The sequence below is a fragment of the Citrifermentans bemidjiense Bem genome, from assembly GCF_000020725.1.
Lineage (GTDB): Bacteria > Desulfobacterota > Desulfuromonadia > Geobacterales > Geobacteraceae > Geomonas > Geomonas bemidjiensis.
Map to the genome: position 1 here is coordinate 4,452,869 of NC_011146.1, position 25,574 is coordinate 4,478,442.

The 25,574-nt window shown below is 59.7% G+C and carries 26 protein-coding genes; 9 read left to right on the top strand and 17 right to left on the bottom strand.

Annotated features, from left to right (window positions below):
* Positions 1–24: 24 nt before the first annotated feature.
* The 12 genes from nuoL to GBEM_RS19595 all read right to left on the bottom strand — a co-directional run bounded on the left by nuoL (position 25) and on the right by GBEM_RS19595 (position 12,142).
* On the bottom strand, positions 25–2,028 hold the full coding sequence (nuoL, locus tag GBEM_RS19540) for an NADH-quinone oxidoreductase subunit L (protein WP_012532341.1): 2,004 nt from the start codon (positions 2,026–2,028) through the stop codon (positions 25–27).
* A 129-nt stretch (positions 2,029–2,157) separates the two neighbouring features.
* Positions 2,158–2,460, bottom strand: a complete 303-nt coding sequence (gene nuoK / locus GBEM_RS19545; protein ID WP_012532342.1) for an NADH-quinone oxidoreductase subunit NuoK — start codon at positions 2,458–2,460, stop codon at positions 2,158–2,160.
* A gap of 21 nt (positions 2,461–2,481) precedes the next feature.
* Positions 2,482–2,985, bottom strand: coding sequence for an NADH-quinone oxidoreductase subunit J (locus GBEM_RS19550; RefSeq protein WP_012532343.1), 504 nt, complete (start codon positions 2,983–2,985; stop codon positions 2,482–2,484).
* 10 nt (positions 2,986–2,995) lie between these two features.
* Positions 2,996–3,394 (bottom strand): NADH-quinone oxidoreductase subunit NuoI, encoded by a 399-nt coding sequence (gene nuoI, locus GBEM_RS19555; RefSeq protein WP_012532344.1) that lies wholly within the window; start codon positions 3,392–3,394, stop codon positions 2,996–2,998.
* Between the two features lie 38 nt (positions 3,395–3,432).
* A complete protein-coding gene (nuoH, locus tag GBEM_RS19560; protein WP_012532345.1) occupies positions 3,433–4,482 on the bottom strand; it encodes an NADH-quinone oxidoreductase subunit NuoH in 1,050 nt (349 codons plus the stop codon).
* Between the two features lie 136 nt (positions 4,483–4,618).
* Positions 4,619–7,084, bottom strand: a complete 2,466-nt coding sequence (nuoG, locus tag GBEM_RS19565; RefSeq protein WP_012532346.1) for an NADH-quinone oxidoreductase subunit NuoG — start codon at positions 7,082–7,084, stop codon at positions 4,619–4,621.
* A 106-nt stretch (positions 7,085–7,190) separates the two neighbouring features.
* Positions 7,191–8,972, bottom strand: coding sequence for an NADH-quinone oxidoreductase subunit NuoF (gene nuoF, locus GBEM_RS19570; protein ID WP_012532347.1), 1,782 nt, complete (start codon positions 8,970–8,972; stop codon positions 7,191–7,193).
* A gap of 36 nt (positions 8,973–9,008) precedes the next feature.
* Complete coding sequence (nuoE, locus tag GBEM_RS19575) at positions 9,009–9,518, bottom strand: NADH-quinone oxidoreductase subunit NuoE (RefSeq protein WP_012532348.1); 510 nt, start codon at positions 9,516–9,518, stop codon at positions 9,009–9,011.
* A gap of 30 nt (positions 9,519–9,548) precedes the next feature.
* Positions 9,549–10,718, bottom strand: coding sequence for an NADH dehydrogenase (quinone) subunit D (nuoD, locus tag GBEM_RS19580; RefSeq protein ID WP_012532349.1), 1,170 nt, complete (start codon positions 10,716–10,718; stop codon positions 9,549–9,551).
* Between the two features lie 45 nt (positions 10,719–10,763).
* Entirely contained in the window at positions 10,764–11,249 is a 486-nt protein-coding gene (locus GBEM_RS19585) for an NADH-quinone oxidoreductase subunit C (RefSeq protein ID WP_012532350.1), read from the bottom strand.
* Between the two features lie 33 nt (positions 11,250–11,282).
* Complete coding sequence (locus tag GBEM_RS19590; RefSeq protein WP_012532351.1) at positions 11,283–11,795, bottom strand: NADH-quinone oxidoreductase subunit B; 513 nt, start codon at positions 11,793–11,795, stop codon at positions 11,283–11,285.
* Complete coding sequence (locus tag GBEM_RS19595) at positions 11,786–12,142, bottom strand: NADH-quinone oxidoreductase subunit A (RefSeq protein WP_012532352.1); 357 nt, start codon at positions 12,140–12,142, stop codon at positions 11,786–11,788. The genes GBEM_RS19590 and GBEM_RS19595 overlap by 10 nt, the downstream gene beginning before the upstream one ends.
* 388 nt (positions 12,143–12,530) lie before the next feature.
* Between GBEM_RS19595 and hemL the strand changes: the two genes are divergently transcribed.
* Positions 12,531–13,814 carry a glutamate-1-semialdehyde 2,1-aminomutase gene (hemL, locus tag GBEM_RS19600; protein ID WP_012532353.1) on the top strand — a complete coding sequence of 428 codons (1,284 nt, stop codon included), beginning with the start codon at positions 12,531–12,533 and terminating at the stop codon, positions 13,812–13,814.
* Positions 13,815–13,969: 155 nt separating this feature from the next.
* Here hemL and GBEM_RS19605 read toward each other — a convergent pair whose 3' ends face one another.
* Positions 13,970–15,007: a GspE/PulE/PilB domain-containing protein gene (locus GBEM_RS19605; RefSeq protein ID WP_012532354.1), complete on the bottom strand. Its 1,038-nt coding sequence runs from the start codon at positions 15,005–15,007 to the stop codon at positions 13,970–13,972.
* Positions 15,008–15,410: 403 nt separating this feature from the next.
* Here GBEM_RS19605 and GBEM_RS19610 point away from each other — a divergent pair, with 403 nt between their 5' ends.
* The 5 genes from GBEM_RS19610 to GBEM_RS19630 all read left to right on the top strand — a co-directional run bounded on the left by GBEM_RS19610 (position 15,411) and on the right by GBEM_RS19630 (position 17,989).
* Complete coding sequence (locus GBEM_RS19610; RefSeq protein WP_012532355.1) at positions 15,411–15,653, top strand: AtpZ/AtpI family protein; 243 nt, start codon at positions 15,411–15,413, stop codon at positions 15,651–15,653.
* Positions 15,625–16,011, top strand: coding sequence for an ATP synthase subunit I (locus GBEM_RS19615; protein ID WP_012532356.1), 387 nt, complete (start codon positions 15,625–15,627; stop codon positions 16,009–16,011). The genes GBEM_RS19610 and GBEM_RS19615 overlap by 29 nt, the downstream gene beginning before the upstream one ends.
* Positions 16,012–16,016: 5 nt before the next feature.
* Positions 16,017–16,706: a F0F1 ATP synthase subunit A gene (atpB, locus tag GBEM_RS19620; RefSeq protein WP_012532357.1), complete on the top strand. Its 690-nt coding sequence runs from the start codon at positions 16,017–16,019 to the stop codon at positions 16,704–16,706.
* Positions 16,707–16,841: 135 nt separating this feature from the next.
* A complete protein-coding gene (atpE, locus tag GBEM_RS19625) occupies positions 16,842–17,117 on the top strand; it encodes an ATP synthase F0 subunit C (protein WP_012532358.1) in 276 nt (91 codons plus the stop codon).
* 155 nt (positions 17,118–17,272) lie between these two features.
* Positions 17,273–17,989: a phosphatase gene (locus tag GBEM_RS19630; RefSeq protein WP_012532359.1), complete on the top strand. Its 717-nt coding sequence runs from the start codon at positions 17,273–17,275 to the stop codon at positions 17,987–17,989.
* Positions 17,990–18,116: 127 nt separating this feature from the next.
* On the opposite strand, the gene GBEM_RS19635 is transcribed toward GBEM_RS19630, so the two are convergent.
* Both GBEM_RS19635 and GBEM_RS19640 read right to left on the bottom strand, forming a co-directional pair.
* A complete protein-coding gene (locus tag GBEM_RS19635; protein ID WP_012532360.1) occupies positions 18,117–19,037 on the bottom strand; it encodes a DMT family transporter in 921 nt (306 codons plus the stop codon).
* A 106-nt stretch (positions 19,038–19,143) separates the two neighbouring features.
* Positions 19,144–20,724 (bottom strand): peptide chain release factor 3, encoded by a 1,581-nt coding sequence (locus tag GBEM_RS19640; protein ID WP_012532361.1) that lies wholly within the window; start codon positions 20,722–20,724, stop codon positions 19,144–19,146.
* A 129-nt stretch (positions 20,725–20,853) separates the two neighbouring features.
* On the opposite strand from GBEM_RS19640, the gene GBEM_RS19645 reads away from it, so the two are divergent.
* From GBEM_RS19645 to GBEM_RS19655, 3 genes are all read left to right on the top strand, one after another.
* Positions 20,854–21,561, top strand: coding sequence for a PilZ domain-containing protein (locus tag GBEM_RS19645; protein ID WP_012532362.1), 708 nt, complete (start codon positions 20,854–20,856; stop codon positions 21,559–21,561).
* Positions 21,562–21,564: 3 nt separating this feature from the next.
* Entirely contained in the window at positions 21,565–22,344 is a 780-nt protein-coding gene (locus GBEM_RS19650) for a TatD family hydrolase (RefSeq protein WP_012532363.1), read from the top strand.
* A 101-nt stretch (positions 22,345–22,445) separates the two neighbouring features.
* On the top strand, positions 22,446–22,943 hold the full coding sequence (locus tag GBEM_RS19655; RefSeq protein ID WP_012532364.1) for a ferritin-like domain-containing protein: 498 nt from the start codon (positions 22,446–22,448) through the stop codon (positions 22,941–22,943).
* A 180-nt stretch (positions 22,944–23,123) separates the two neighbouring features.
* On the opposite strand, the gene GBEM_RS19660 is transcribed toward GBEM_RS19655, so the two are convergent.
* On the bottom strand, positions 23,124–23,906 hold the full coding sequence (locus GBEM_RS19660) for a lytic transglycosylase domain-containing protein (protein ID WP_012532365.1): 783 nt from the start codon (positions 23,904–23,906) through the stop codon (positions 23,124–23,126).
* Between the two features lie 14 nt (positions 23,907–23,920).
* The gene (locus GBEM_RS19665) at positions 23,921–25,324 is read right to left on the bottom strand and encodes a sigma-54-dependent transcriptional regulator (RefSeq protein WP_012532366.1); all 1,404 of its coding nucleotides are present in this window, start codon (positions 25,322–25,324) and stop codon (positions 23,921–23,923) included.
* Positions 25,325–25,574 lie beyond the last annotated feature (250 nt).

Here is a 25,574-nt window from a genome sequence, read left to right on the forward strand (position 1 = left end):
TCAAAATTATCTTAAATTTGAATCTTAGCGGAAGAGATACACGCCTACGATGACCACCACGCCGATCACCATGGAGAAGGCGTAGTTGTGAACGAAGCCGGTCTGCACGTAGCGCAGGATGCCGCTGAAGCCGCGGACCACCGCCGCTACCCCGTTCACGATGCCGTCGATCACTACCACGTCGAACCCTTTCCAGAGGAAGTTGCCCAGGGCCTTGCAGGGGTTGACGAAAACGAAGTCGTAGATTTCGTCGATGTACCACTTGTTGTACACGGCACGATGCAGCACCGGGAAGGTCGCCACGAACTTCTCGGGGACGCTCGGAGCGATCAGGTAGAGGCCGGCGGCCAGGCCGATGCCGGCGCAGGCGATGACCACGGAGGTGCCCATCAGGCCCCACTCGACGGCATGGCTCGGATGTGCGCCGTGTACGTTATGCAGCACGTAGGCGTTGGAGTAGGCGAACACCGGCTCCAGGTACCCTTCGAAGTAGTTCGGGAGACCTCCCAGCACGTCGCCGAGGATCTTGGGCACGCCGATCCAGCCGCCGACCAGCGAGAGGAGGGCAAGGCAGACGAGCGGCACGGTGATGACCCAGGGGGACTCGTGCAGGTGGTGGAAGGCCTTCTCGGAAAGACGGGTCTGGCCGAAGAAGGTCATGAACACCAGGCGGAACATGTAGAATGCGGTGAGACCTGCGGCGACTGCGCCGCAGCCCCACAATACCAGGTTGGCGCTGCCGTGGTGCGGGTTGGCAAATGCCTGCCAGAGGATCTCGTCCTTGGAGAAGAAGCCGGCGAAGCCCGGGATACCTGCGATGGCGATGGTCGCCACCAGGAAGGTCAGGAAGGTGATCGGCATCTTGGACTTAAGCCCGCCCATGTTTCTCATGTCCTGCGGGTCGGCGTCGGAATGCTCGTGGTGCAGCGCGTGGTGCATGGCGTGGATGACGGAGCCGGAACCGAGGAACAGGCAGGCCTTGAAGAAGGCGTGGGTCATCAGGTGGAACACGCCGGCGGTGAAGGCGCCGACCCCCATGGCCAGGAACATGTAGCCCAGCTGGGAAACGGTCGAGTAAGCCAGGACGCGCTTGATGTCGTTTTGCGCGGTGCCGATGGTCGCCGCGAAGAGGGCGGTGGCGGCGCCGACGCAGGCGATGACGAGCAGCGCGGTCGGGCTCTTGATGTAGATGAAGTTCATGCGGGCGATCATGTAGACGCCGGCGGTGACCATGGTGGCCGCGTGGATGAGGGCGGAAACCGGGGTCGGGCCTTCCATCGCGTCCGGGAGCCAGGTGTAGAGCGGGATCTGCGCGGACTTACCGGTTGCACCAAGGAAGAAGCAGAGGCAGACGGTGGTCACTACGGCACCCGGGACCAGGAGGTCGGCGTTCTTGGCGAGCTCTACGAAGTTGATGGTCCAGACGTTGTGGTTGACACCCAGGTACCAGAAGAGGGTGAAGACGCCGAGCAGGAAGCCGAAGTCGCCGATCCTGTTCATCACGAACGCCTTCTTACCGGCGTCGCCGGCCGACTTCTTATGGAAGTAGTAGCCGATCAAGAGGTAAGAGCAGAGACCCACGCCCTCCCAGCCGATGAACATGAGGAGCAGGTTGTTGCCCGACACCAGGCAGAGCATGGAGAAGGTAAAGAGGTTCAGGTAGCAGAAGTAGCGGTAGAACCCTTCTTCGCCGTGCATGTAGCCGATGGAGTAGAGGTGGATCAGGAAGCCGACCCCCGTTACGATCATCAGCATGGTTGCGGAGAGCGGATCGATCAGGAAGCCGATGTCGGCTTTGAAGGTCCCTGACTGGATCCAGGTGAAGATGGTCTTCTGGAACACCCTCTCCTCACCCGGCAGACTCAGGAGCTGGAAGAGGATTCCGCAGGCGACCAGGAAGGAGCAGAAGACTGCCCCGGCTGCGATCCCACCGATGACCGTTTCGTTTTTGATCTTCTTGCCGAGTAGGCCGTTGATGACCGAGCCGATGAGAGGGCACAGTGGGATCAACCATACTAAATCAAACATCCCTGACTCCTTTATATCTGTAGTTCTTGAATTTCTTCAGCGGAGCGGCTCAAGAAGCCGCGATCAAATCACGTAGGCAACCAATCGCGGCGGAAACGCCGCTCCTACAACGCTCAGGCAGCTTTCGCCCTAGAGCTTCATCAGGTTGACGTCTTCGACGTCGATCGACTCGCGGTTCTTGAAGAAGGCGATCATGAGGGCGAGGCCTACGGCTGCCTCGGCGGCGGCGACGGTCATGACGAAGAAGACGAAGACCTGGCCGTCGATGTTCCCCAGGTGCCTGGAGAAGGCGATGAAGGTGAGGTTCACCGCGTTCAGCATCATCTCGATGCACATGAAGATGACGATGGCGTTTCTCCTCGTCAGGACGCCGATGGTCCCGATGGAGAAGAGAATGGCCGAGAGTATCAGGTAGTTTTCGATCGCTAGCATGTCAGTACCCCTTCTGTAGCGTTAAATTTTCTTTTTGGCCAGGATCACTGCGCCGACGATCGCGGCCAGGAGCAGCACCGAGGTGATCTCGAACGGGAGTAGGAAGTCGGTGAAGAGCGCCTTACCGATCAGCTCGACGTGCCCGACGCTGATGATCTGCGCCTTGTCCATAGTGCCGGTCGCGCCGGTCATGGAACCCTTCGAGAGGAACCAGACGGTCTGGAACAGCGCGAACAGTCCCAAGACGCTTCCCGCGAACACCGCGTGGCTGCCGCGCTTGCCGCTCTCCGCCTTCACGTTAAGGAGCATGATGACGAAGATGATCAGAACCATGATGGCCCCGGCGTACACGATCACCTGGGTGGCCGCCATGAAGGGGGCATCCAGCATGACGTAGAAGGTCGCCAGGCAGAAGAAGGTCATCACCAGCGAAAGTGCGCTGTTGATCGGGTTTTTGCAGGTGACCACCAGGATGCTGGAAATAACGGCCACCGTAGCCACGACGAGAAAGAAGATGGATTCCATTGCTGCTCCTTTATTTCTTTTCTAAGAGTCTCTCTTTGGTAAAGGTGAAGTCGGCACGCGAGTAGTTGGCGAGCTCGAACTGTTCCGTCATACGGATGGCGTCAACGGGGCACGCCTCCACACAGTAGCCGCAGAAGATGCAGCGCAGCATATCGATCTCGTATTTGGCTGCATATTTGTCGTGATTTTGGTCCTCGCCGGCTTCGACCGTGATGCACTTGGCCGGGCAGACCGTGGGGCAGAGATAGCAGGCGACGCACTTCGCCTTGTCGTGGGATACGTTCAGCGCATGCAGCCCGCGGAAGGTGTTGGCGATCTGCGGCCGCTCGGTCGGGTACTGCAGGGTGACCGGCTTTTTGAACATATGTGATAAAGTAATCTGAAGACCTTTAATGAGCGGCATTATCATTTGCAGCACCTCGCCTTGTAGTTTGTTTCTAGAAGAGACTACTTGTTGAAGACCATGACCCAGACGCCGGTGGCGACCACGTTCAACAGGGTCAGCGGCAGGAACACCTTCCAACCCAGACGCATGAGCTGGTCGTAGCGGTAACGCGGGTAGGTGGCCCTGATCCACATGCAGCAGAAGATCAGGAAGTACACCTTGGCCACGAACCAGAACCAGCCGGGGAGAAACGCAGGGCCGTGCCAGCCGCCCAGGAACAGGGTGGTGGTGACCGCGCAGACGGTGATCATGTTGGCGTACTCAGCCATGAAGAACATGGCGTATTTCATGGAGGAGTACTCGGTGATGAAGCCGGACACGAGCTCAGTCTCCGCCTCGGGAAGGTCGAACGGGGTCCTGTTGATCTCAGCCAGCGAACAGATGAAGAAGATCACGAAGGCGAGCGGCTGCTTGAAGACGTACCAGGCGCCGTTGGCCTGGTCGGCAACGATCTTGTGCAGCGACAGCGACTCGGAGAGCATGAAGACGGCGATGATCGCGAGGCCGGCAGCGAGCTCGTAGGAGATCATCTGGGCCGCGGAACGAAGCCCACCCAGGAGCGAGTACTTGGAGTTGGAAGCCCAACCCGCGAGCACCACGCCGTAGACCCCGAGGCTGGCCATGGCCAGGATGTAGAGGACGCCGACGTTGATGTCGAAGACCTGCTGGCCCGCCTGGTCGTAGAAGGCGGCGATCTGCAGCGGCACCGTGTAACCGGCGATGGTCACCGGGGCGCCAAAGGGGATGACGGCGAAGGATATGAACGCCGGGATCAAGGCGACCAAGGGAGCGATCAGGAAGGCGAACTTGCTTGCCTGAGTCGGGACGATCTCCTCCTTGAAGAACAGCTTGACGCCGTCCGCGATCGGCTGCAGCAGGCCGTGCCAGCCGGTCCTCATGGGACCCAGGCGTACCTGCATATGCCCGATTATCTTGCGCTCCGCGTAGGTGGCGTAGGCCACGGTCAGGAGCACGAAGACAAAGGCTACGAGCACTTTGGCAACCATGGCTATGTAGTACGCGACCGGCAGTCCTAAGATTAGCGTATCCATCTGATAGTCTTCCCCTCTGTTATGAATTTTGAGCTGTTAGCCGATGTATCTAAAGGGTCTCAGTTTTCCGCTCCCCATTGCTCAAGGGGGGTGGAAACCCCCTCGCGAGAGGGGGGAACTAAGTTGTTGGCTGTGGTTACTTCTTGGTAACGGTGACGTAGGTGACTGCGGCGCCGTCGGTGATGGTGTTGACGCTACCCTCGCCGAAGTGGTACGGGGCGAACACCGTACCCTGCGGCACGCGCTTGCCTACTTTTGCCGCTACCTGGACGCTGCCGGTGCCGGAGGTCACGGTGACCATGTCCCCTTCGGCGATCTTCAGGCTGGCGGCGTCCGCCGCGGAAAGCTCGGCGTAGGCGTTCGGGCAGACGTACATCGGGCCCTCGCCGAAGCGGGAGAGGGTACCGGAGTGGTACAGCGCGCTGCCGGTGACCAAGGCCAGCTTGCCGGCGACCGGTGCGACCGCCTTGGCTGCCGCCGGAACCAGCTTGGCGGAAACCGCCACCGGAAGTACCACCCCTTCGTCGCCGAGCTTGCCCTGGGTGAGACCCTGGTAAGCGGGGACGGTGGAGGCGATCTCGGTGAAGATTTCTGCCTGGTTGTTGTAGCGAGCCCCGCCGATAGCGGCGGAGAGCGTGTTGAGGATTTCGAAGTCGGTCTTGGCGAGCCCTACCGCCGGTACCGCTTTCCGCACCATCTGGACCCTGCGGCCCAGCGAGGTGAAGGTACCGCTCTTCTCGGCAAAGGAGCAGGCCGGAAGCACCACGTCCGCCAGCTGCGCGGTCTCGGTCAGGAAGAGGTCGGCGACTACCATGAACTCGACGTTCTCCAGCGCCTTCTCGATCTTCTGGCGGTTCGGGTAGGAGACCACCGGGTTCTCGCCGGCGACGAAGAGGGTCTTGATGTTGCCGTTGCCGCAACCCTCGATAATGGCGGAGGCCGAAAGGCCGGTCGATTTCGGGTAGATGCCGAGGTCGGCAGCGCCCTGGCTGTTGTTCTTCTCGCCCATGATCAAAAGGCCGGCGCCTTCCTTGCCGATCTTCCCGGTGAGGATGGCGAGGTTCGCCGCTGCGTTGGCGAGAGCCGCGTCGTGTCCCGGGTAGCCGAGGCCGATCGGGAGGATGATCAGCGCTTTCTCGGCGGCTGCGTAATCCTTGGCGAGGGTTGCGATCTCGTCTGCGGTAACGCCCGCCTTCTCAGCGGTCGCGTCGGCTACGGCTGCCTTCAGTTCGGCCAGACCCGCAACACCTTCGGCGGCGAGGCCCTGGTCGATGACCGACTTGCAGAGGGCGTTGAAGAGCGCTACCTCGCTGCCGGGGGTGTGGACCGTGGTCTTGGCGCCCGGGAGGCGGGTGAGCTTCCCTTTCTTGTCGGAGACGATGCGCAGGTCGATCCCTTTGCGCTTGACGCCGAGGTTGATCTCGAAGCCCACCACCGGGTGGGTCTCGTAGGCGTCGCTTTTCACCACCAGGAGGAGGTTCGACTTCTGGATGTCGGCGATCTCGGAGGGAGATGCGGCGACGCCGAAGCTCGCCTTGGCGCCCTTGGTGAGGGCCGCGTGGGCATAGCCTGCGGAGTGGTCGATGTTGTCGGTGCCGATGGTGCCGCGGAAGAGCTTCTTAAAGAGGAAGAGCTCCTCGTTGGTGAGCCTCGGGGTGGCCAGAGCCGCTACCGACGCGGGGTCGCTCTTGCCGGCGGAAAGGCGGGAGGTGATCACTTCGAGCGCCTCTTCCCAGCTTGCTTCCTGGAGCTTGCCGTTTTTCTTCACCAGCGGGGTGGTGAGGCGCTTCTCGGAGTTGACGAACTGGTAGCCGAAGCGGCCGCGGGTGCAGAGCTGGCCGTTGTGGAAGCCCTGGTTCTCGTCGTAGACGGTGGTCAAAACCTTGCCGTCCTTGGTCCCCAGGGTGAGCTGGCAACCGGTGCCGCAGTAGGAACAGACCGACTTGGTCTTGTTGAGCGCCCACCAGCGCGCCTTGAACTTGAAGGGGCGGGAGTTGAGCGCGCCCACCGGGCAGACCGAGACGCAGGAGCCGCAGAACTCGCAGTTGAGCGGTCCGTCGAACTCGGTACCCATCTTCGCCTCGATGCCGCGGTTGATGAAGGTATAGGCGCCGTAGGAAACGATCTCGTCGCAGATCCTCGCGCACTTGCCGCAGTGGATGCAGCGGTTCATGTCGCGCTCGATGAGCGGGTTATCGTAGTCGATCTCGTGGTTGAACTTCTCGTCCACGAACCGGTTGGTGTTCACCTTGTACTCGAAGGTGAGATTCTGCAGGTCGCAGTCGCCTGCGGCGTCGCAGACCGGGCAGTCGATCGGGTGTTTCAAGAGCAGGAGCTCGAGAACGAGCTTCCTGGCCTTCACGATCTCGTCGGTCGTGGTCTGGACGATCATCCCTTCGGTGACCGGGGTGGTGCAGGCGGGGATGAGACGCCCCTTCATCTGCTCGACCTCGACCAGGCACATGCGGCAACCGCCGAACGGGTGCAGCTTCTTGTCATGGCAAAGGATCGGTATCTTGATGCCACACGCCTTGGCGGCGTCGTAAATGGTGGCGTCTTTTTCTACCGCAACCTGTTTTCCGTTTATCGTAAGATTTACCATCTCGACCTCTGTCTCCGTGAAATCGGTTCAACGTTCAATGTTCAACGTTAGATTCGGCTCGTTCCGGGTCCAACCTCGAACGTTGAACCCGGAACGTTGAACCGTTCTATTCAATGGCCATGAAGCGGCAGGCGTCGTAGCAGGACTTGCACTTGGTGCAGTTTTCCTTGACCAACTCGGCCACCTGTCCCTTCTCCCACTTGATGGCGTTGGACGGGCAGGCCCTGAGGCAGGCCCCGCACTTCACGCACTTCTCGGGAATCACCTGCCAGAGCAGGAGCTCTTTGCAGGAGTTGGAGGGGCAGCGCTTGTCGATGATGTGGGCCTCGTACTCGTTCCTGAAGTACTTGACCGTGGAGAGGATCGGGTTCGGAGCCGTCTGCCCCAGACCGCAGAGCGACGCCTTCTTGATGGTCGCCCCCATCTCCAAGAGGGTGTCGATGTCGGCCATCTCGCCGCGCCCCTCGGTGATCTTCTCCAGGATGTCGAGCATGGCCTTCAGGCCGATACGGCAGGGAACGCACTTGCCGCAGGACTCCATCTTGGTGAAGGTCAGGAAGAAGCGAGCCACGTCGACCATGCAGGTGGTCTCGTCCATGACGACCAGACCGCCGGAGCCCATCATGGCACCCGCCTTGATCAGAGAGTCGTAGTCGACCGGGGTGTCGAGCACCTCGGCCGGGATGCAGCCGCCGGAGGGGCCGCCGGCCTGAACCGCCTTGAACTTGCGGTTGTTGGCGATGCCGCCGCAGACCTTGTAGATAACGTCCCTGACCGACATGCCGGCCGGAACCTCGACGAGGCCGGTGTGCTTCACCTTGCCGGTGACCGCGAAGATCTTGGTCCCCTTGGTGGTGTCGGTGCCAAGCGATGCGTACCACTCGAAGCCCTTGTTGATGATGTGGCGGACGTTGGCGAAGGTCTCGACGTTGTTGATGTTGGTCGGGAAGCCCCAGAGGCCCTTGACCGCCGGGAACGGCGGACGGGGACGCGGCATGCCGCGCTCGCCCTCGATGGAGGCCATGAGTGCCGTTTCCTCGCCGCAGACGAAGGCGCCGGCGCCCTTCTTGATCCTCATGTCGAAGTCGAAGCCCCACCCCTGGATGTTCTTGCCCAGGTACCCCTTCTCGTAGCAGGTGTCGAGCGCCTTCTGGAGACGGTCGATGGCGAGCGGATACTCGGCGCGGACGTAGACGTAGCCTGCGTCGCAGCCGATGGCGTAGGCGGCGATCATCATACCTTCGATGACGCAGTACGGGTCGCCTTCGAGAATGGAGCGGTCCATGAACGCACCCGGGTCACCCTCGTCGGCGTTGCAGATGAGGTACTTGTGGTTCCCCGGGGATGCAGCGCAGAAGGACCACTTCATGCCGGTGGGGAAACCGCCGCCCCCGCGGCCACGAAGACCGGACTTCTTGACCTCGTCGATGACTTCGGCCGGCTTCATTTCCTTGACGCACTTCTCGATGGCCTTGAAGCCGTCTTCTTCGATGTAGGCGTCCAGGCGCTCGGGGTCGATCTGGCCGCAGCCGGTCATGACCACGCGCATCTGCTGGTCGACGAAGGTGTTGTAGTACTCCTTCGCCTTCTTCTTCTCGATGACTTCGTTGGCGACGATGTGCTGATCAAGGATGGCCTCGACGTCCGCGGGCACGACGAAGTCGTAAGTGACCCTGCCCAATTCCGGAGTGATGATGTCGACGAGGACGTCGTTGGCGCAGAGGCCGCGGCACCCAGTCTTAACGACATCGCAACGCTTCCCTACCTGGGCCACGATACCCTTTTCAGCGATCAGCCTGGTGAACTCGGCCTCGACCTGCTTGGCGCCGGCCGAAATGCCGCCGGTGCCCTGACAGATTAATATTTTTACTGCTGCGTTATCGCTCATGACAAAAAGTCCCCTGCTGAGAAATTGACGTCCCGACTACTTGGTCATTGGCCGCTGGTTGTAGGTTTCAATAATCTCGTCCACCTTCTGGACCGTCATCTTGCCGTAGGTGTCGTCGTTGACCATGGCCAGAGGGGCCATGCCGCAGGCGCCCAGGCAAGCGACCTTCTCGAAGGTGTAGCGGAGGTCCGCGGAGGTTTCAGCGTGACCAATGCCGAGCCTGCCGAAGAAGGTCTCGGTGATACGCTCGGCCCCCTGTACGTGGCAGGCGGTACCTACGCAGACCCTGATGATGTACCTGCCGCGCGGCTTCAGGTGGAACTGCGCGTAGAAGGTCAGCACGCCATAGATCTGGCTCGGGTAGACGTTCAGCCTCTCCGCCACCAGGTCGATGGTCGGTCTGGGGATGTACCCGTAGGAATCCTGGATCCCCTGCAGAACCGGCATGAGGTTACCCGGCAGGGTCAGGTACTTGTCGATGATATGATTGGCCTCGGCCAGATCGATTTCTTCGGCCGGAATTTCTTCGGCTGGAGCGTTAGACATTTACCCCATCTCCTTTAGTTATCGTTTGAATTACCGGTCTATTTCGCCAAGAACGATGTCGAGCGTTCCGATCACAGCCACAAGGTCAGCGATCATCGAACCTTTGGCCATCTTCTCGATGGCGCCCAGGTTTACGAATGAGGGGGGACGCACCCTCATGCGGTACGGCTTGGAGCCGCCGTCGGAAACCATGTAGTAGCCGAGTTCCCCTTTCGGGTTTTCGACCCCCTGGTAAACCTCCCCTTCAGGAACGGGGAAGCCTTCTGAAGCGATCTTGAAGTGGTGGATCAGTCCCTCGATGGAGTTGTAGACGCTCTCTTTCGGCGGGTAGCAGACCTGCGGCGCATCGGCCAGGATCGGACCGGGCTTCAGGCGCTTCATGGCCTGGTCAATGATCTTCACTGCCTCACGCATCTCCACCAGGCGGACCTTATAGCGGTCGAAGGTGTCGCAGTTCTCGCCGACCGGCACCTTGAAGTCGTACTTCTCGTAGCCGGAGTAGGGGAGGTCGCGCCTGAGGTCGAAATCGACGCCGGAGCCCCTGAGGGCCGGGCCGGAGATGCCGAAGTCGATGGCGTCGTCTGCGGAGATGACACCGTTGCCGATGGTCCTCTGCAGCCAGATGGTGTTCTTGGTAAGGAGCCCTTCGTAGGTGTCGAAGTGACCCGGGAAGGTGTCCAGGATCTCCTGGACCGCGCTCTCGAAGCCGGCCGGGAGGTCGCGGGAGAGCCCGCCTACGCGGAAGTAGTTCGAGGTCATCCTGGCGCCGGAGACCATCTCGTACAGCTCCATGATCTTCTCGCGCTCGCGGAAGGCGTAGATGAAGACGGTCATGGCGCCGATGTCGAGGGCGTGGCAGGCGATCCAGACCAGGTGGCTCTTCAGACGGGTAAGCTCCGCCATGATGACGCGGATGGTCTCAGCCCGCTCGGGAACCTCGATGCCGAGGAGCTTCTCCACGGCCAACACGTACCCCAGGTTGTTGTGCATAGGGGCCAGGTAGTCCATGCGGTCCGTAAGCGGCAGCGCCTGGTGGTAGGTGCGGTGCTCGGAGAGCTTCTCGATGCCCCGGTGCAGGTAGCCGATGTGGGGAGTAATCTTCTGTATCACCTCGCCGTCCAGCTCTACTACGAGCCTGAGAACGCCGTGGGTACTGGGGTGCTGGGGCCCCATGTTCAGTGTCATTATTTCGCTAGCCATTGATCGCCTCTATTTTTTGGAGATGGAAATCGTCCTGGTTTGTGACTAAGACAGCCGACCCTTGTACGGTTCGCGGTCCGGTCCCTGCAGCGGGTAGTCCTTCCTGAGGGGATGCCCCACCCAGTCGTCGGTCATCAGAATGCGCACCAGATTCGGGTGGTTCTTGAAGTCGATGCCGAACATGTCGTAGGCCTCGCGCTCGACCCAGTCCGCGGAGTTCCAGAGCGCGGTGGCGGAGTCTATGGAGCAGTCAGCCTCGGTCAGCGGCGCCTTCACCCTGATGCGGTCCTTGTTCGGGATCGACATGAGGTGGTAGACCACCATGAAACGCGGGTCCTGGCCCAGGTAGTCGACGGCGGTGACGTCGGTCAGGAAGTTGTAGCGGAGGTCGTCCCTAAGGCACTTGAGCACCTCGAGGATGTTCTCTTTCTTCACGGTGACCGTCACCTCGCCTCGATATTCCGTGCAGTCGAGGAGGGCATTTGCGAAACGCTCTTTCAGTTTCACTACAGCGCGATTATTTTCTGCCATGTCAGCCTTACCTTTCCCTTTGGTCGTTGTAGATTAAGCAGCCGGTTCGAGTCTTTCGCCCAAGCCGATGGAAGAGCCGAAAGAGTTGCGCTCGTTGGCGATCTTATCCTGGAGCTTCAGAAGGCCGTAAAGGAGTGCCTCCGGACGCGGCGGGCAGCCCGGGATGTAGACATCGACCGGAAGCGCCTCGTCGATACCCTGCACGACGGAGTAGGTGTCGAAGACGCCGCCGGAGCAGGCGCAGGCGCCCATGGCGACCACCCACTTCGGTTCGGGCATCTGCTCATACACGGTCTTGATGACCGGAAGCATCTTCTTGGTCACCGTGCCGGCGATGATGATGCAGTCTGCCTGGCGGGGTGAGGCGCGGAAGATGATACCGAAACGGTCCAGGTCATGCTTGGCCGCACCGGTCGCCATCATCTCGATCGCGCAGCAGGCAAGACCAAAGGTCATCGGCCAGATGGAGGACTTCCTGGCCCAGTTGACCAGGCTGTCGAGGGAAGTCGTGATGATGTTTTCGCCAAGCGGCTGATCTACTCCCATTCCAGTGCTCCTTTTTTCCAAACGTATACGTACCCTACAAAGAGGATGACTATGAAGACTCCCATCTCGATGAGGCCGAACATGCCGAGCCTCTTGAAGAGGACTGCCCAGGGGTACAGGAAGACCGCCTCGATGTCGAACAGGATGAAGAGCATCGCGATCAGGTAGAACTTGATCGAGAAACGCTCCCTTGCGCTGCCGACAGGCTCGCAACCGCACTCGTAAGGTGCAAGCTTCACGGTGGACGGTTTCTTCTGGCCGATGAGGCTGGAGAAAATCACCGAGCCCAGGCCGAACAACACCGCTATGACAACCAGCACCAAGATTGGCAGATAAGCACCAAGCATCCCTATCCTCCCGTACTCCTAAGGTTTGTTATTTTGTTGCATGCACGCGGAAAAGCCGTATACTGCACACTCCTTGAGCGTCAAACCCCAAACTTTTCGTTACTTGCGAAAGGAAGCGGCGTCAAAAAGGTATACTGTATACAACATCGGGTCAGAAAATTATTTCATTTCACCCACTTTGTCAAGCACAAATTATCTTGAAATCTTTGCCTCATTCCGCAGAAACCGTATACTTTCCCGCGCACATGACTCATTAGGAAGCCCCCCTTTCGACACTAATCGAAAGCCTCCCCCCCAAAACTTTTTAATTTCTTGACAGATAAGCCGGGCGCGTGCTACCAAACAGCCCATTATTTGTCAATTAACAGCGAGTTAGGAGAATCAGCCCATGCAAAACAGCCGCTCGACCAAACTCTTTCAGCAGGCGCTTCAGTCCATCCCCGGCGGCGTCAACAGCCCGGTGCGCGCCTTCAGGTCCGTTGGCTCCGATCCGCTCTTCATCAAAAAGGCCGCAGGCCCCCGCATCTACGATGAAGACGGCAACGCCTTCATCGACTACGTCGGGTCCTGGGGACCGATGATCCTTGGGCACTGTCACCCGCAGGTGGTTTCCGCCATCAAGGCCGCCGTCGACAACGGCGCCAGCTTCGGCGCGCCGACCGAGCTCGAGATCACCCTGGCCGAGATGGTGATCGACGCGGTTCCCTCCATCGAGATGGTGCGCATGGTGAGCTCCGGTACCGAGGCGACCATGAGCGCCATCCGGCTCGCCCGCGGCTACACCGGCCGCGACAACATCCTTAAGTTCTCCGGCTGCTACCACGGCCACTCCGACTCGCTTTTGGTCAAAGCCGGATCCGGCGCCGCCACCTTCGGCGTGCCCGACTCCCCCGGCGTCCCCGCCGACCTCGCCAAGCACACGCTGACCGCGACCTACAACGACCTGGACTCGGTCCGGGCGCTGGTAGCGGCCAACAAGGGAAGCATCGCCTGCATCATCGTGGAGCCTGTGGCTGGCAACATGGGGACCGTCCCCCCCAAGGAAGGATTCCTGGAGGGGCTTAGGAGCATATGCAGCGAGGAAGGAATCGTGCTGATCTTCGACGAGGTGATGTCCGGCTTCAGGGTTGCCTACGGCGGCGTTCAGGAACTCTACGGCGTGACCCCCGACATGACCACGCTGGGCAAGATCATCGGCGGTGGTCTGCCGGTGGGGGCGTTCGGCGGAAAAAAAGAAATCATGTCGCTTCTTTCACCGGCAGGGGGAGTGTATCAGGCCGGGACCCTTTCTGGCAACCCCCTGGCCATGACCGCCGGCATCGAGACCTTGAAGCTCCTCAAGCAGCCCGGTTTCTACCAGAAGCTGGAAGAAAAAAGCGCCTTCGTGGCGGAGGGGATCGCTAAGGCCGCCAAGGACGCCGGCTTCCCGATCTACTCCACCCGGGTAGGCTCCATGTTCTGCGCCTTTTTCTCCAAAGATCCGGTCTACGACTGGGACAGCGCCGCCAAGTGCGACACCAAGGCCTTCGCCGCCTACTTCAAGGCGATGCTGAATGAAGGTATTTACCTCGCGCCTTCGCAATTTGAGACGGCTTTCGTCGGCATCTCCCACAGCACCGAGGACCTGGAGCAGACCATCGCAGCCGCCGCCAAGTGCTTCAAGGCGCTGTAGCGGGAATTGGCATTAACACTGACTCAGGGGATGCGGCAGCATAGTCTCCCCTCTCCCTGCTAATGCGCACAGTGCTGCCTCAGATTGTTTATTAATTAACAAGGGCGCCCAGCTTGGCTGCGGCGCCCTTGTTTTTTGCCTCTTTCGCTCTTTCATCACCCAATCATGATCCTTTTCCTGAGTGACAGCATCTCGAAGCTCAACTCTGCCATCACCGCCACCCGCTGCAGCTCGAAGACCCCACCGCCGAGCCTCCCCCTCTGATCGCTGGCGCAGATAACCCCCACCACATGCCCGCCAAGCGCCACAGGCACCAGCAGCGCCGCCCCGGGCGCCGTACCCCCCATCGCACCTAGCAACAGCCCATCGCCCTGGTCCTGCCCTAGCTCCCCTAAAAAGAGTCGCCTTTCCTCCACCACCCGTTTCACCTGCCTCATTTCCGCCACCGCAGCGGCAAAAAACGGGAAGCCTTTCACGGGTGCGCCGGCATCAACTGCCTGGACCCCGTGCGCGCACCCCCCTTTCAGCCTCAGGAAGGCACCCCGGTCAAATTCACCTGCCAAATAGGACAGTATCGCCTGAACGACCTCGGACTCTCCGAGGGCTTTTGCCAGCCGTTCGGACATATCCTCCAGGCTGACCCGCTCAGAAGAATGGCGAGAAGCGCCGCCATCCCAGGCGGGGTCCGCGCTCCCCCTCTGAGCGAGGGTGGCGGCGAAGCAGCTCCTAGCACCTCCCTCCACAGGGATGTAGCGCATGGGGCGCTTCACCCCGAAGATACGCTCCAGTGCGATGCTTAGCCGTAGTTCGGAGCAGACCCTTGGGATGATGACCATCCCGGTAACAAAAGCGATGTCTTCGAGCGCCTTGAAATCCGATGGGTTCGTCATGGCCACGGTGAGCCGCTTGCCGTCCAATGCGAGGGGGAGTACGCGGTAGCGCTGCACCAGCTCCAGCGGGAACATCTTCAATAGGGATTCCGGAATGGAGCCGAGTTCGGAGGGGTGGGCGCAGGGTACGCCAAGCTGCTCGCTCAATACGTGCGCCAATTCTTCCTCTTCGACGAACCCCATCTCCACGAGATTAGTCCCGAGCCTGCCGCCATAGATGGACTGCGCGTTAAGCACCTGCTCCAGTTGGTCCTCGGTCAGGGTTCCAACCTTCAGCAACATCTCGCCAAGCCGTGCCGACATGTGACACCTCCTCGGTGAAGAAAAGTTTTAAACTACGGGAATGGAAACAGCTGCGCAGCGGACGCGACAGAAATTAAATAATTTTCATATTCTACTCAGCGAGCCCCCCAGCCGCAACCGCATAAGCGTCACCCAAACGGGCTCAGGCGCAGGCTACCGCCCTTTCGCAGCGAAGCTACGATAGGGAAGCCGGTGTGTCCAAGGCGTCAGGGCGGCTACCTGCGAAGCTGGTACAATGAGCGGCAGCGCCCGGAGCCGCTCGGCAGAAGAGGCGTGACAGCGCGATAAATCATTATTTTTGTTGATGGGACAAACAGGAATTTATTGACATTGCCACCGCTACCGTGCTATTTAGCCTTGGTTTTCCTACCCGTAGTTTGTATACGGGAAAGAGAGCGACAACATGGATGAGGACAAGAAGGACCTGCTGAAAACGCTCGGGATGGTCTCCACGATGGGAATTTCCTTCGCGGTAGCCATCATCATCGGCGTGTTCGCCGGACTGAAGCTGGACGAGTGGTTCGGGACCAAGCCCTGGTTTTTCTACATTTTCCTTTTCTTCGGTATTGCGGCAGGTTTCCGCAACATTTTCATACTAGCGGGAAAAGAACTGCGCGATGACCGGGACGAGACTAAACGAAAGTAACCTCTTCGCCTGGCTGGTCGGGGGAAGCCTTGTGGTGAGCGCCGTTGCAGGTGCTGGCTGCGCGCTTTTAATCTCCGGCAAGTTCGGCGGTTCCCTCTTCATCGGGGGGGTGCTCGCCACGGCCAACTTCCTCTGGATGAGAAGAGGGGTGGAAGCGGCGCTTCAGCTGCAACCCAGGAATGCCTCGCGCTTCGCTGTGCTGCGCTATCTGCTGAGACTGGCCGTGATGGCGGTCGTGCTGTATCTGCTGATCGTTCGGCTCGGGGTCGACATCTTCGGCCTGCTGATCGGACTGTCAGTCCTGGTCCTGAACATAACGGTATTTTCAATATATTTGTCCACCCGTAAAGGAGGCTAGCAGCAATGGTTCATCCGTATCTATTCCTCAATTTTTTCCGCGAGTTGCTTCATCCCCTCGGTTTCTCCGAGGCTGGAGCCGACGCCGTCGTTTATACCTGGCTGATCATGATCGGCTTGGTGGTCCTCTCCATCGCAGCCACCAAGCGGCTGCAGGCCGTTCCGTCCGGTCTCCAGAACTTCATGGAAGTCATCGTCGGGGGCATTGAGAACATGCTGGTGGAAACCATGGGCGAGCACGGCAAGCCGTTCTTCCCGCTGGTCGCAACCCTGGCGCTCTTCATCCTGGTGTCGAACCTGATCGGCCTGGTCCCCGGCTTCTTCCCGCCGACCGCCAACATCAACACCACTGCTGCCTGCGCGGTCGTCGTGTTCGTCACCACCCACATCGTCGGTGTCAAGCACCACGGCGCCGGCTACATCAAGCATTTCCTGGGCCCCATCGCCTGGCTCGCGCCGATGATGTTCTTCATCGAGGTGATCGGTCACCTGAGCCGCGTGATCTCCCTGACGCTGCGTCTCTTCGGTAACATGAACGGCCACGAGCTGGTCCTGATCATCTTCTTCGGCCTGGCTCCGTTCATAGTGCCCCTGCCGATGATGCTAATGGGCGTCCTGGTCTCCTTCATCCAGGCCTTCGTGTTCATGCTGCTGGCGATGATCTACATCCAGGGCTCGCTGGAGCACGCGCACTAAGAGGCAGATAAAGATAAAGATTGAGATTAAGAACACCCTCGATCTTTGTCCGGTTTCCTCAATCTTAGTCTTAATCTCAATCTGATTTTTAATTCCTATACTGTTTAGGAAAAATACGCAGCAAAGGAGAAACAAATGGAATTCTTTACTATGTGTGTACTCGCAGCAGGCATCGGCATGGCTCTCGGCACCCTCGGCACCGGCATCGGTCAGGGTCTCGCAGTTAAGAGCGCAGTTGAAGGCACCTCCCGTAACCCCGGTGCATCCGGCAAGATCCTCACCACCATGATGATCGGTCTGGCGATGATCGAGTCCCTCGCTATCTACGCCCTGGTTGTCTGCCTCATCATCCTCTTCGCTAACCCCTACAAGGACATCGCCCTCGAACTGGCGAAATCCGTAGCGAAGTAATTTCTTCTTCGAAGAGATAAAAAGGGGCGCGCCGCAAGGCGCGCCCTTTTTTGTTGCCTCCACCTTCGCTGAAGCTGCCTCGGACAAAAACCTGCCTGACCTCTGCTCGCCCCTGCGCCTTGACTTTTTCCGACCTGTGTGGAATATTCCAACCCATGAAAATTCTTGCTGACATGCACACGCACACGCTCGCCTCAGGCCACGCCTACTCCACCATAAACGAACTTGCCCAGGCCGCTGCTCAGGCAGGGCTGCAGGGGCTGGCCATTACCGACCACGGCCCGAGTCTTCCTGGAGGCCCGCACCGCTATCACTTCAACGCCATGCGCTTCGTGCCGCAACGGATAGGCGGGGTTCGCATCTTCCGTGGGGTCGAGGCTAATATCATGGACCAACAGGGGACGCTCGATCTCGAGCAGCCTCTCCTGGAAGAGCTCGATTTCGTCATGGCGGGATTCCACGAGGACTGCGGCATCTGCGGACAGGACATAGACCGCAACACCCGCACGCTCCTGGCGGTGATGGAAAACCCCCGGGTAAAATGCATCTCCCATCCGGGGAACCCCGTTTTCCCTCTGCGCTACGAAGAGATAGTAATGGGCGCGCTGGCCACCAGCACGGCCCTGGAGATCAACAATTCGTCACTGATGTCGGTGAGCCGCAAGGGGAGCGTCGGGAACTGCAGTGAAATTGCCAGGCTTTGCGCGCAGCTCGGGGCTCCCATTATGGTGGGTAGCGACGCCCATATCGCTCAGGGCGTCGGCATCTTCGGCGATGCGCTTGAACTGATAGCGGACGCAGGGGTGGCTGAGGGGCAGATAATCAACGCCTCCTGGCAGAGGCTTCTGGATTTCCTGGAGATCGAGGAATAGCAGCCCGAAAGTGCGATTCAAGGAATAAGGAATAAATAGAAAAAGGCTTTCCGGTAACTCGCCGGAAAGCCTTTTCTGTTGTTATCTCGAATCCCCTTCTTCTTTGAGGATAGATACAATTTCTGCTTCAGCGCCCTTTGCCCGACATGGAGGCCGCAAGGACCGCGAGGCCGGCGAAAAGAAGGGGGATGCCGCAAAGCGCCAGCGGGGTGAGCCGTTCACCGAGGAACAGGATGCCCAGAAGCGCCGCTACCAGCGGCTCCGCCAGCGAAAGGGTCACAGCTGACGCCACCGGCACGCTGCGCAGCCCCCTGGCGAAGAGCCAGTAGGAGAGCGCAGTGACCACGACGCCGAGATAAACCACCACCGCCATGCCGCTTGGCTGTGCCAGCCATTTAAGGTTGGATACGAAGAGCAGCGGTGACAGCAAAAGCGCCCCTAGGGAAAAGACCACCGCCATGACTGCCTCGGAGCTCCGCCCCGGAAGCAGCACCTTGATCGACATGGTGTAGCAGGCATAGGACAGGCCCGCCCCCAATGCGAGCATTATCCCCACTACGTCGACGGCGATCGCCCCACCTCCCCCCACCAGCAGGCCGCAACCCGCGATGGCTAAAAGGGTCGCCACCCCCCAGGCCCTGCCCGGCCTCTCTTTCCTGAAGACCAGTCCCAGCACTCCGGCGAGGACAGGGGAACTTCCGATCGCCACCAGGGTGCCGACCGCGACACCGGTCCTGCTCACCGCAGTGAAGAAGCTCAACTGGTAAGAGGCGACGAAGGCGCCGGCAAGGAAGGTGGCGCGAAAAGGCCAGCGGCCGGTACCGAGTCCCCCACGCATGAAAGCCAGCAGCATCAAGGCGGCGCCGCCGACAAGAAGGCGCAGCGCCCCCAGGCTCCACGGGCTCACCCCTGCGGGCGCCAACGCCTGCGAGGTACCTGAGGTCCCCCAGAGTACACCTGCAGCTAAAACCAGCAGCGCACCGGCACGAACGCCACCGGCCGACGACTCGGCCGCAGTCGGCGCCGCTGTTTCTGATCCTGTTTCCATAGTCACCTTATTGCGGAGGAACTCCGTGAGAAACTGGGTGCCTAGGTATTACCCGAGAGGTCCTCAGAGGTTCTCTCAGATCTTCTCCGCGGCAAACGGTTTTGGTTTAGCTATGCTCGCGGGTGGCGTGGAAGGTGAGATCCTTCCAGTTCTCCATGGTGTTGTCGAGACGCCACTGGCTTCCCGCCAGGTAAGCGAGGTTCCCTTCGCCGTCCTGGTAGAGGCTCAGCGCCTCTTTTTTCTGGAAATCGTCGAGCTTCTTCCTCTCGCCGGTGACCCAGCGCGCGGTGACGTAGGATACCGGCTCATAGACGGCCTTGACGCCGTACTCGTGCTCCAGCCGGTGCATGACGACATCGAACTGCAGCATCCCTACCGCGCCGACAATCCAGTCCGCACCCATGAGAGGCCGGAACACCTGGGTTGTTCCCTCCTCCGCCAGTTGCACCAGCCCTTTTTCCAGCGACTTCGACTTGAGCGGGTTGAGGATGCGCACCTTCCTGAAGTGCTCGGGGGCGAAATTCGGGATGCCGGTGTACTTAAGCTCCTCCCCCTGGGTGAAGGTGTCGCCTATCTTTATGGTGCCGTGGTTGTGGATACCTATGATGTCGCCGGCGTAGGCCTCGTCGACGTTGGTGCGGTCCTGCGCCATGAAGATGGTCGCGTTGGAGATCTGCACCTCGCGCCCGAGCCTTAAATGCTTCACCTTCATGCCACGCACGAACTTGCCGGAGCAGATCCTGAAGAAGGCGATGCGGTCGCGGTGCGCCGGGTCCATGTTCGCCTGGATCTTGAAGGTGAACCCAGTGAACGGCTCCTCGTAGGGGGAGACGGTGCGAGAGGTGGCTTCGCGCGGCAACGGCGAGGGGGCGTTATCCACGAAGGAGTCGAGCAGCTGCTGCACCCCGAAGGTGTTGATGGCAGAGCCGAAGAAAACCGGGGTCTGCTTGCCGGCCAGGTAGGCCTCGGCGTCGAAGGGGTGCGCAGCGCCCTCGAGCAGTTCCACGTCGTTACGCAGCTCCTCGACCTGGCTTCCCAAGAGTTCGTCGAGCAGCGGGTCGTCAAGTCCCTTTACAGTGACCACCTGCCCCACGCCGCGATCGGCCTCTGGATCGTAGAAGGTAATTTCCTTAGTATATAAATGGTAGGTGCCGCGGAAGCGTTTCCCCATCCCTATGGGCCAGGTCATCGGCGCGCACTGGATGTTGAGCGTGCTTTCGATGTCGTCCAGAAGGTCCAGCGGCTCGCGCCCCTCGCGGTCCAGCTTGTTGATGAAGGTCATGATGGGGGTGTGGCGCAGCCGGCAGACTTCGAGGAGTTTTTTGGTCTGGCTTTCCACCCCCTTCACGGAATCTATCACCATGAGCACAGAGTCTACGGCGGTAAGGGTCCGGTAAGTGTCTTCGGAAAAGTCGTTGTGGCCCGGGGTATCCAGCAGGTTGATCTCGAAATCGCGGTAGGTGAATTTCATTACTGAGGAGGTTACAGAAATGCCGCGCTGCTTCTCCATCTCCATCCAGTCACTGGTGGCATGGCGCGCCGATTTCCTTGCCCGCACCTCGCCCGCCTGCTGAATCGCCCCGCCAAAAAGGAGCAATTTCTCCGTTATGGTGGTTTTACCGGCGTCAGGGTGGCTGATGATAGCGAAGGTGCGACGCCTTTGTATCTCTTGCTCGTTGTACCGCATCTACTGGGACTCCCGTTTAAAATGTTCTGGACAAAAGAAAGGCGAAGAGGGTATCTTCGCCGGACTGATAGGGTATCATAATTGCACAGCCGTTACCCAAAGGGCAATAATTATTTTCTAGGCGGAAAGATGAACGACATATACCAGAGGTTGAAAATTGCTGGGGCGGCGCAGGACTGCGCCGATATCATCGCCACCCTTGCGGCCATAGAGAAAGGAACGCTTAAAAACGACTTGAGGCTGCTCAACTTCTACCGCGAGGTCCCGGTCAGCTACGGCGCCGAGGTACTGAACGTAGAAAAGGATTACGCGGAACTGCAGGTGCACCAGGTGCAGGCCGTCGTGATCTCCCAAGACAAGCTGACCGTACTCAAAAGCAGCCATTTTCCCAAGGACGTTGTGGCTGCAGTTACCTACGTCAACGTGGAGAAGTCCCGGGTGGTGCTCTCCAAATTCAGCTACGGCGTGGTCCGGGCCGACCGCAGGATGTCGGTACGGGTCGAGATGGGAGGTGCGGTCAAGGTTACCTTCGCCGGGCAAGAAGAGAAAGTTGACGGAACCCTCCATGACATGTCTTTGACGGGGATGTCAATTAAAGTACCGCACGACCCCATGTTCCCCGTGAGCGAGAAGGGTGAACTGACCATCGCTCTCCCCGGCGGAACCATCAAGGTTCCCGCCTCTCTGTTGAAGGTGATCTACAACGACGATGGTTGCCGACTCGTCTTCGAGATCGAGCCTTCACGTCCCGCCGAAGTTAGCATCTCGCAGTACATCTTTCAGCGCCAGGTCGAGATCATCAAGGAACTGAAGGAACATCCGGCCATAGGCGGGTAAGCCGTGCTTTTCGACAGCCACTGCCACCTGGACGACCCGCGGCTCCTCCCCCACCTGGAGAGGCTCCTCCCGGAGGCAGAGGCGGCAGGGGTCACCGCTTTCCTCGTCCCAGGTGTCGCGCCTCAGGGATGGCACCGGATCAGGACATTATCCGCAGCATATCCCCAAATCTACCCCGCCTACGGCGTGCACCCCATGCACGCAGAACTACTCACCCCTCAGGCAGTGTCGGATTTATTCCAGCTTGCCACCGGCGCCAGCGCCATCGGCGAAATAGGCCTCGACTACCTCCTCCCCTCCCCCTCGCGGCAGGTCCAGCAGCAGGCCTTCAGGGTGCAGTTGCGCCTTGCCGCTGAAGCCCGGCTGCCGGTACTGCTTCATTGCCGCAAGGCGTTCGAGGACCTTTTGGCAATCATCAGGGAAGAGGGCATTTGCGGCGGCGTCATGCACGCCTTCTCCGGTAGCCTCGATAGCGCCCGCAGTTGCCTGCGCCTCGGCCTGCACATATCCCTCGCCGGGAGCGTCACCTACGCCAACGCTCGACGGCCGTTGGAGGTTGCCGCAGGGATTCCGCTGGAGCGCCTGCTTTTGGAGACTGACGCCCCCGACCTGGCTCCGGAGCCCCACAGAGGAAGTGTCAACCGTCCCTCCTATCTCCTGGAAACGGCTACCAGAGTGGCGCGCATCAAGGGTTTATCCCTCGAGGAGCTGGGTCGCGCCACCACCGGGAACGCAACCCGCCTCTTCCGGCTCCAAGGAAACACCTCCCAGCTAAACCTTTGAATTAACAAGCATTAACGTCCAAATTCCTCTCATTGACCTTGACATGCTCTCCGCTATACTCATTGCCAAGCAGTCCCACTGAAGCCTACGGAGGTGCAGCCATGTTCAAGGAGTACACACTGCAGGAGGCGCTGAAGCTCGCTATCAAAACAGAAAAGGGGAGCATGGATTTCTACCGGAAGGCGGCTTCCATTTCAAAGGACGAGGGGTCCAAAAAGGTGTTCACCCTGCTGGCCGGCGAAGAGGCAGGACATCTGAAGGCATTCTTCGACCATTACAAGGGGGGGGACCTAGGCGACCTGGACAGCTTTATGGCCTCGCCCCCGGACAAGCAATCCGCCACGCACCAGGCGCTGGAGCAATCCATCGCCGAGGGAACCGGAGAGCAGAAGGCGCTGGAGATTGCGCTCAAGGAGGAGAAATCCTGCGTCGACTTCTACACCATCCTGGTCAAAGACATCGTCGACCCCTTGGTGCGCCGGGTCTTCGAGACGGTGATCCGCGAGACCCAGGGACACCACGACATGATCGAGGACGAGTACATGCGGGTCATGACCATGGTGCACAGCTCTGATCAGAACATTTACGTGAGGGAGTAAAGGGCACCTGCGCCTGCCGAGGGTCACCGGCCTGTGGACCTGATGGACGGAATGGACAGCATGGACGTGGTGGACACGGAGAGGTTCCCCAAAAAACAAAAAGCCTTCGCACCAAACGGTGCGGAGGCTTTTTTTAGGGTCGGACTCAGTGTTAATCTTAATCTCAGTCTTAATCTGCCTCTAGGCGACGTACTGGGTAAAGTAACCTTTCACCTTCGCCAGGTACTGCCTGGTTTCCCTGGGAAGCATGTCGACGCCGTGGCGGTCGACGTTCCCCGGGCCCCAGTTGTACGCCGCCAAGGCCTCGTCCAGATTCCCTTTATAGCGCCGCAACATGTCCTTCAGGAACCTGGTCCCTGCCATGACGTTTTGTTCCGGGTCAAAAGAGTCGCTCACGCCGAGCCCCCTGGCAGTGGCCGGCATCAACTGCATCAGCCCTTGGGCACCAGCGGAGGAGACCGCGTTCGGGTTGAAATTGCTCTCAGCCTTGATCACGGCCCGGATGAGGCCGCTGTCGATTCCGTAGCGCTGTGATGCCTTGTCGATGATGGCGTCCAAGCTGCCGTCGCCGGCACTGCTTCCTGCTTCCGGGAGTTTGCCCGCCTCGAAATGAGCCTGCTGCGCCTGGAACGCCGCCTCGGGACCATGCCCGTCTGCCGACCCGGGCGCTTGAATCTGGGTGCCGGTCTGTCCCTTGGGAATCTGCTCCATGAAGCGGCTCAACACCCCCTGCACATCGAGCTGCCTCGGGGCGGCGGCCTGGTCGGGATCCGCGCCGATGGCGAGCGCCGAGCTGAGCATCTTCAGGCGCAAAAGCTCGGCCGCCGCCTCGGGCGGGACCTCGCCTTCGCTCCCCTTCTGCGCCAGGTACTCCTCGAAACGAGTAGTGTTGGTTTCAGACGCGGCCCCTACCTTCCTGGCCGCGGCAACGCCGGGCGCTGTGGCTACCGGATTTATCGACATGAACCTGCTCCCTGTTACGGGGTGGCCGATCCCTCCCCGTAGACGAGTTTCTTTTTCTTCAACTTCTCTATCAGCGTGGTCCGCTTCAGGTTGAGGAGCTCGGCCGCTTCCTTCTTGTTGCCGCCGCTTTTCTCCAACGCCTGGAGGATCAGACGGTTCTCGAATTCCTCGACGGCGCTGTTGAGGCAGAAACCGTCGTCGGGTAGCGTCATCGGCTCGCCATGCAGCACCGTCGTGGTCCGGCTGCCGCGGTACTTCTCCGGAAGGTCGTGGATGCTGATGACGCCGGTCGTTTTGATGATCACCAGCCGCTCGACCAGGTTCTCCAGCTCCCGCACGTTACCGGGCCAGTCGTAGTTGCTGAGTATCTCCATTACCTGCTTGTCAAAACCTTGAACCTTGCGCTGCTTGCTCCGGTTGAACTTCTCCAGGAAGCTGTTCAGAAGCAGCGGCACGTCGGAACCCCGCTCCCGCAAAGGGGGGAGCATGATCGGAATCACGGAGAGGCGGTAGTACAGGTCCTCCCTGAACTCCTTAGACGCCACCATGTGGTCCAGATTCTGGTTGGTGGCAGCGATGATCCTGACGTCGACCTTCTTGGAACGGGTCGATCCTACCGGCTCAAGCTCGCGGCTTTGCAGCACGCGCAAAAGCTTCACCTGCAGGTTCGCCTTCATGTCGCCGATCTCGTCCAGGAACAGCGTCCCCTTGTCCGCCATCTCGAAGCGGCCGATGCGCGAGGCGACGGCGCCGGTGAAGGAGCCCTTCACGTGGCCGAAAAGCTCGCTCTCCAAAAGCTCATCGGGAATGGCCGCACAGTTGAGCGCCACGAAGTTCTTGTCCGAACGGTTGGATAGGTCGTGTATGGCCCGGGCCACCAGCTCCTTCCCTGTACCGGACTCCCCCTGGATCAGGACGGTGGAATCGGAAGTGGCGACCTTCTCTATCATCTCGAAGAGCGAGAGCATCTTTTCGCTCTCCCCGATGATGTTGTTCAAGAGGGCCCTGTTCTTTATGCACGGTTTGGACCGAAAACTCTTGCTCTGCAGAGCCTGGTGCTCGAGACCCCTCTTCACGTGGGTCTCCAGCTCCTCCAGGTTGAACGGCTTTTCCAGATAGAAAAAAGCCCCTGCCTTCAGGAGATTGGCGGTCATCTCGAAGTTGGCAAAGGCGCTGTAGGCTATGGTGACTATGTCCGGGCGTATCGACTTTAGTTGCTTGATGAACTCCAGTCCGTTGACCCGAGGCATCATGATGTCGGTTATCACCATCTGGACTTCGTGGAGTTCGATCTTTTGCAGGGCGTCCTGCCCATCGAAGGCTTGGTAGACCTGGTACCCCTTGTAGCTCAGGAAGGCGGCTACGAAGTCGCGGGTCTTCTTGTCGTCGTCTGCGATCAGTATTTTCGGCGTTTCCATCGTTTCCCCGATTTCGGTTAAAGTTGCTCAGAATCAAGCCGATACAAAAACGGTGTTGATCGGAACTATAGCGGGATATTTCCCCAATGTCAATTAAATGACTTGCCGGCGACGGCCTCCGGTGTCAATTATTTGCACTTGACCCCGCAAGGGCGCCTTCCTCAGTCGCTCACCGCCCCGAAGCCCCTGTTTGTGCGGGGGAGGCGCCAGCAGCGCAAGAGAGAAAAAAATATTCAACCTTTGGTTCAGC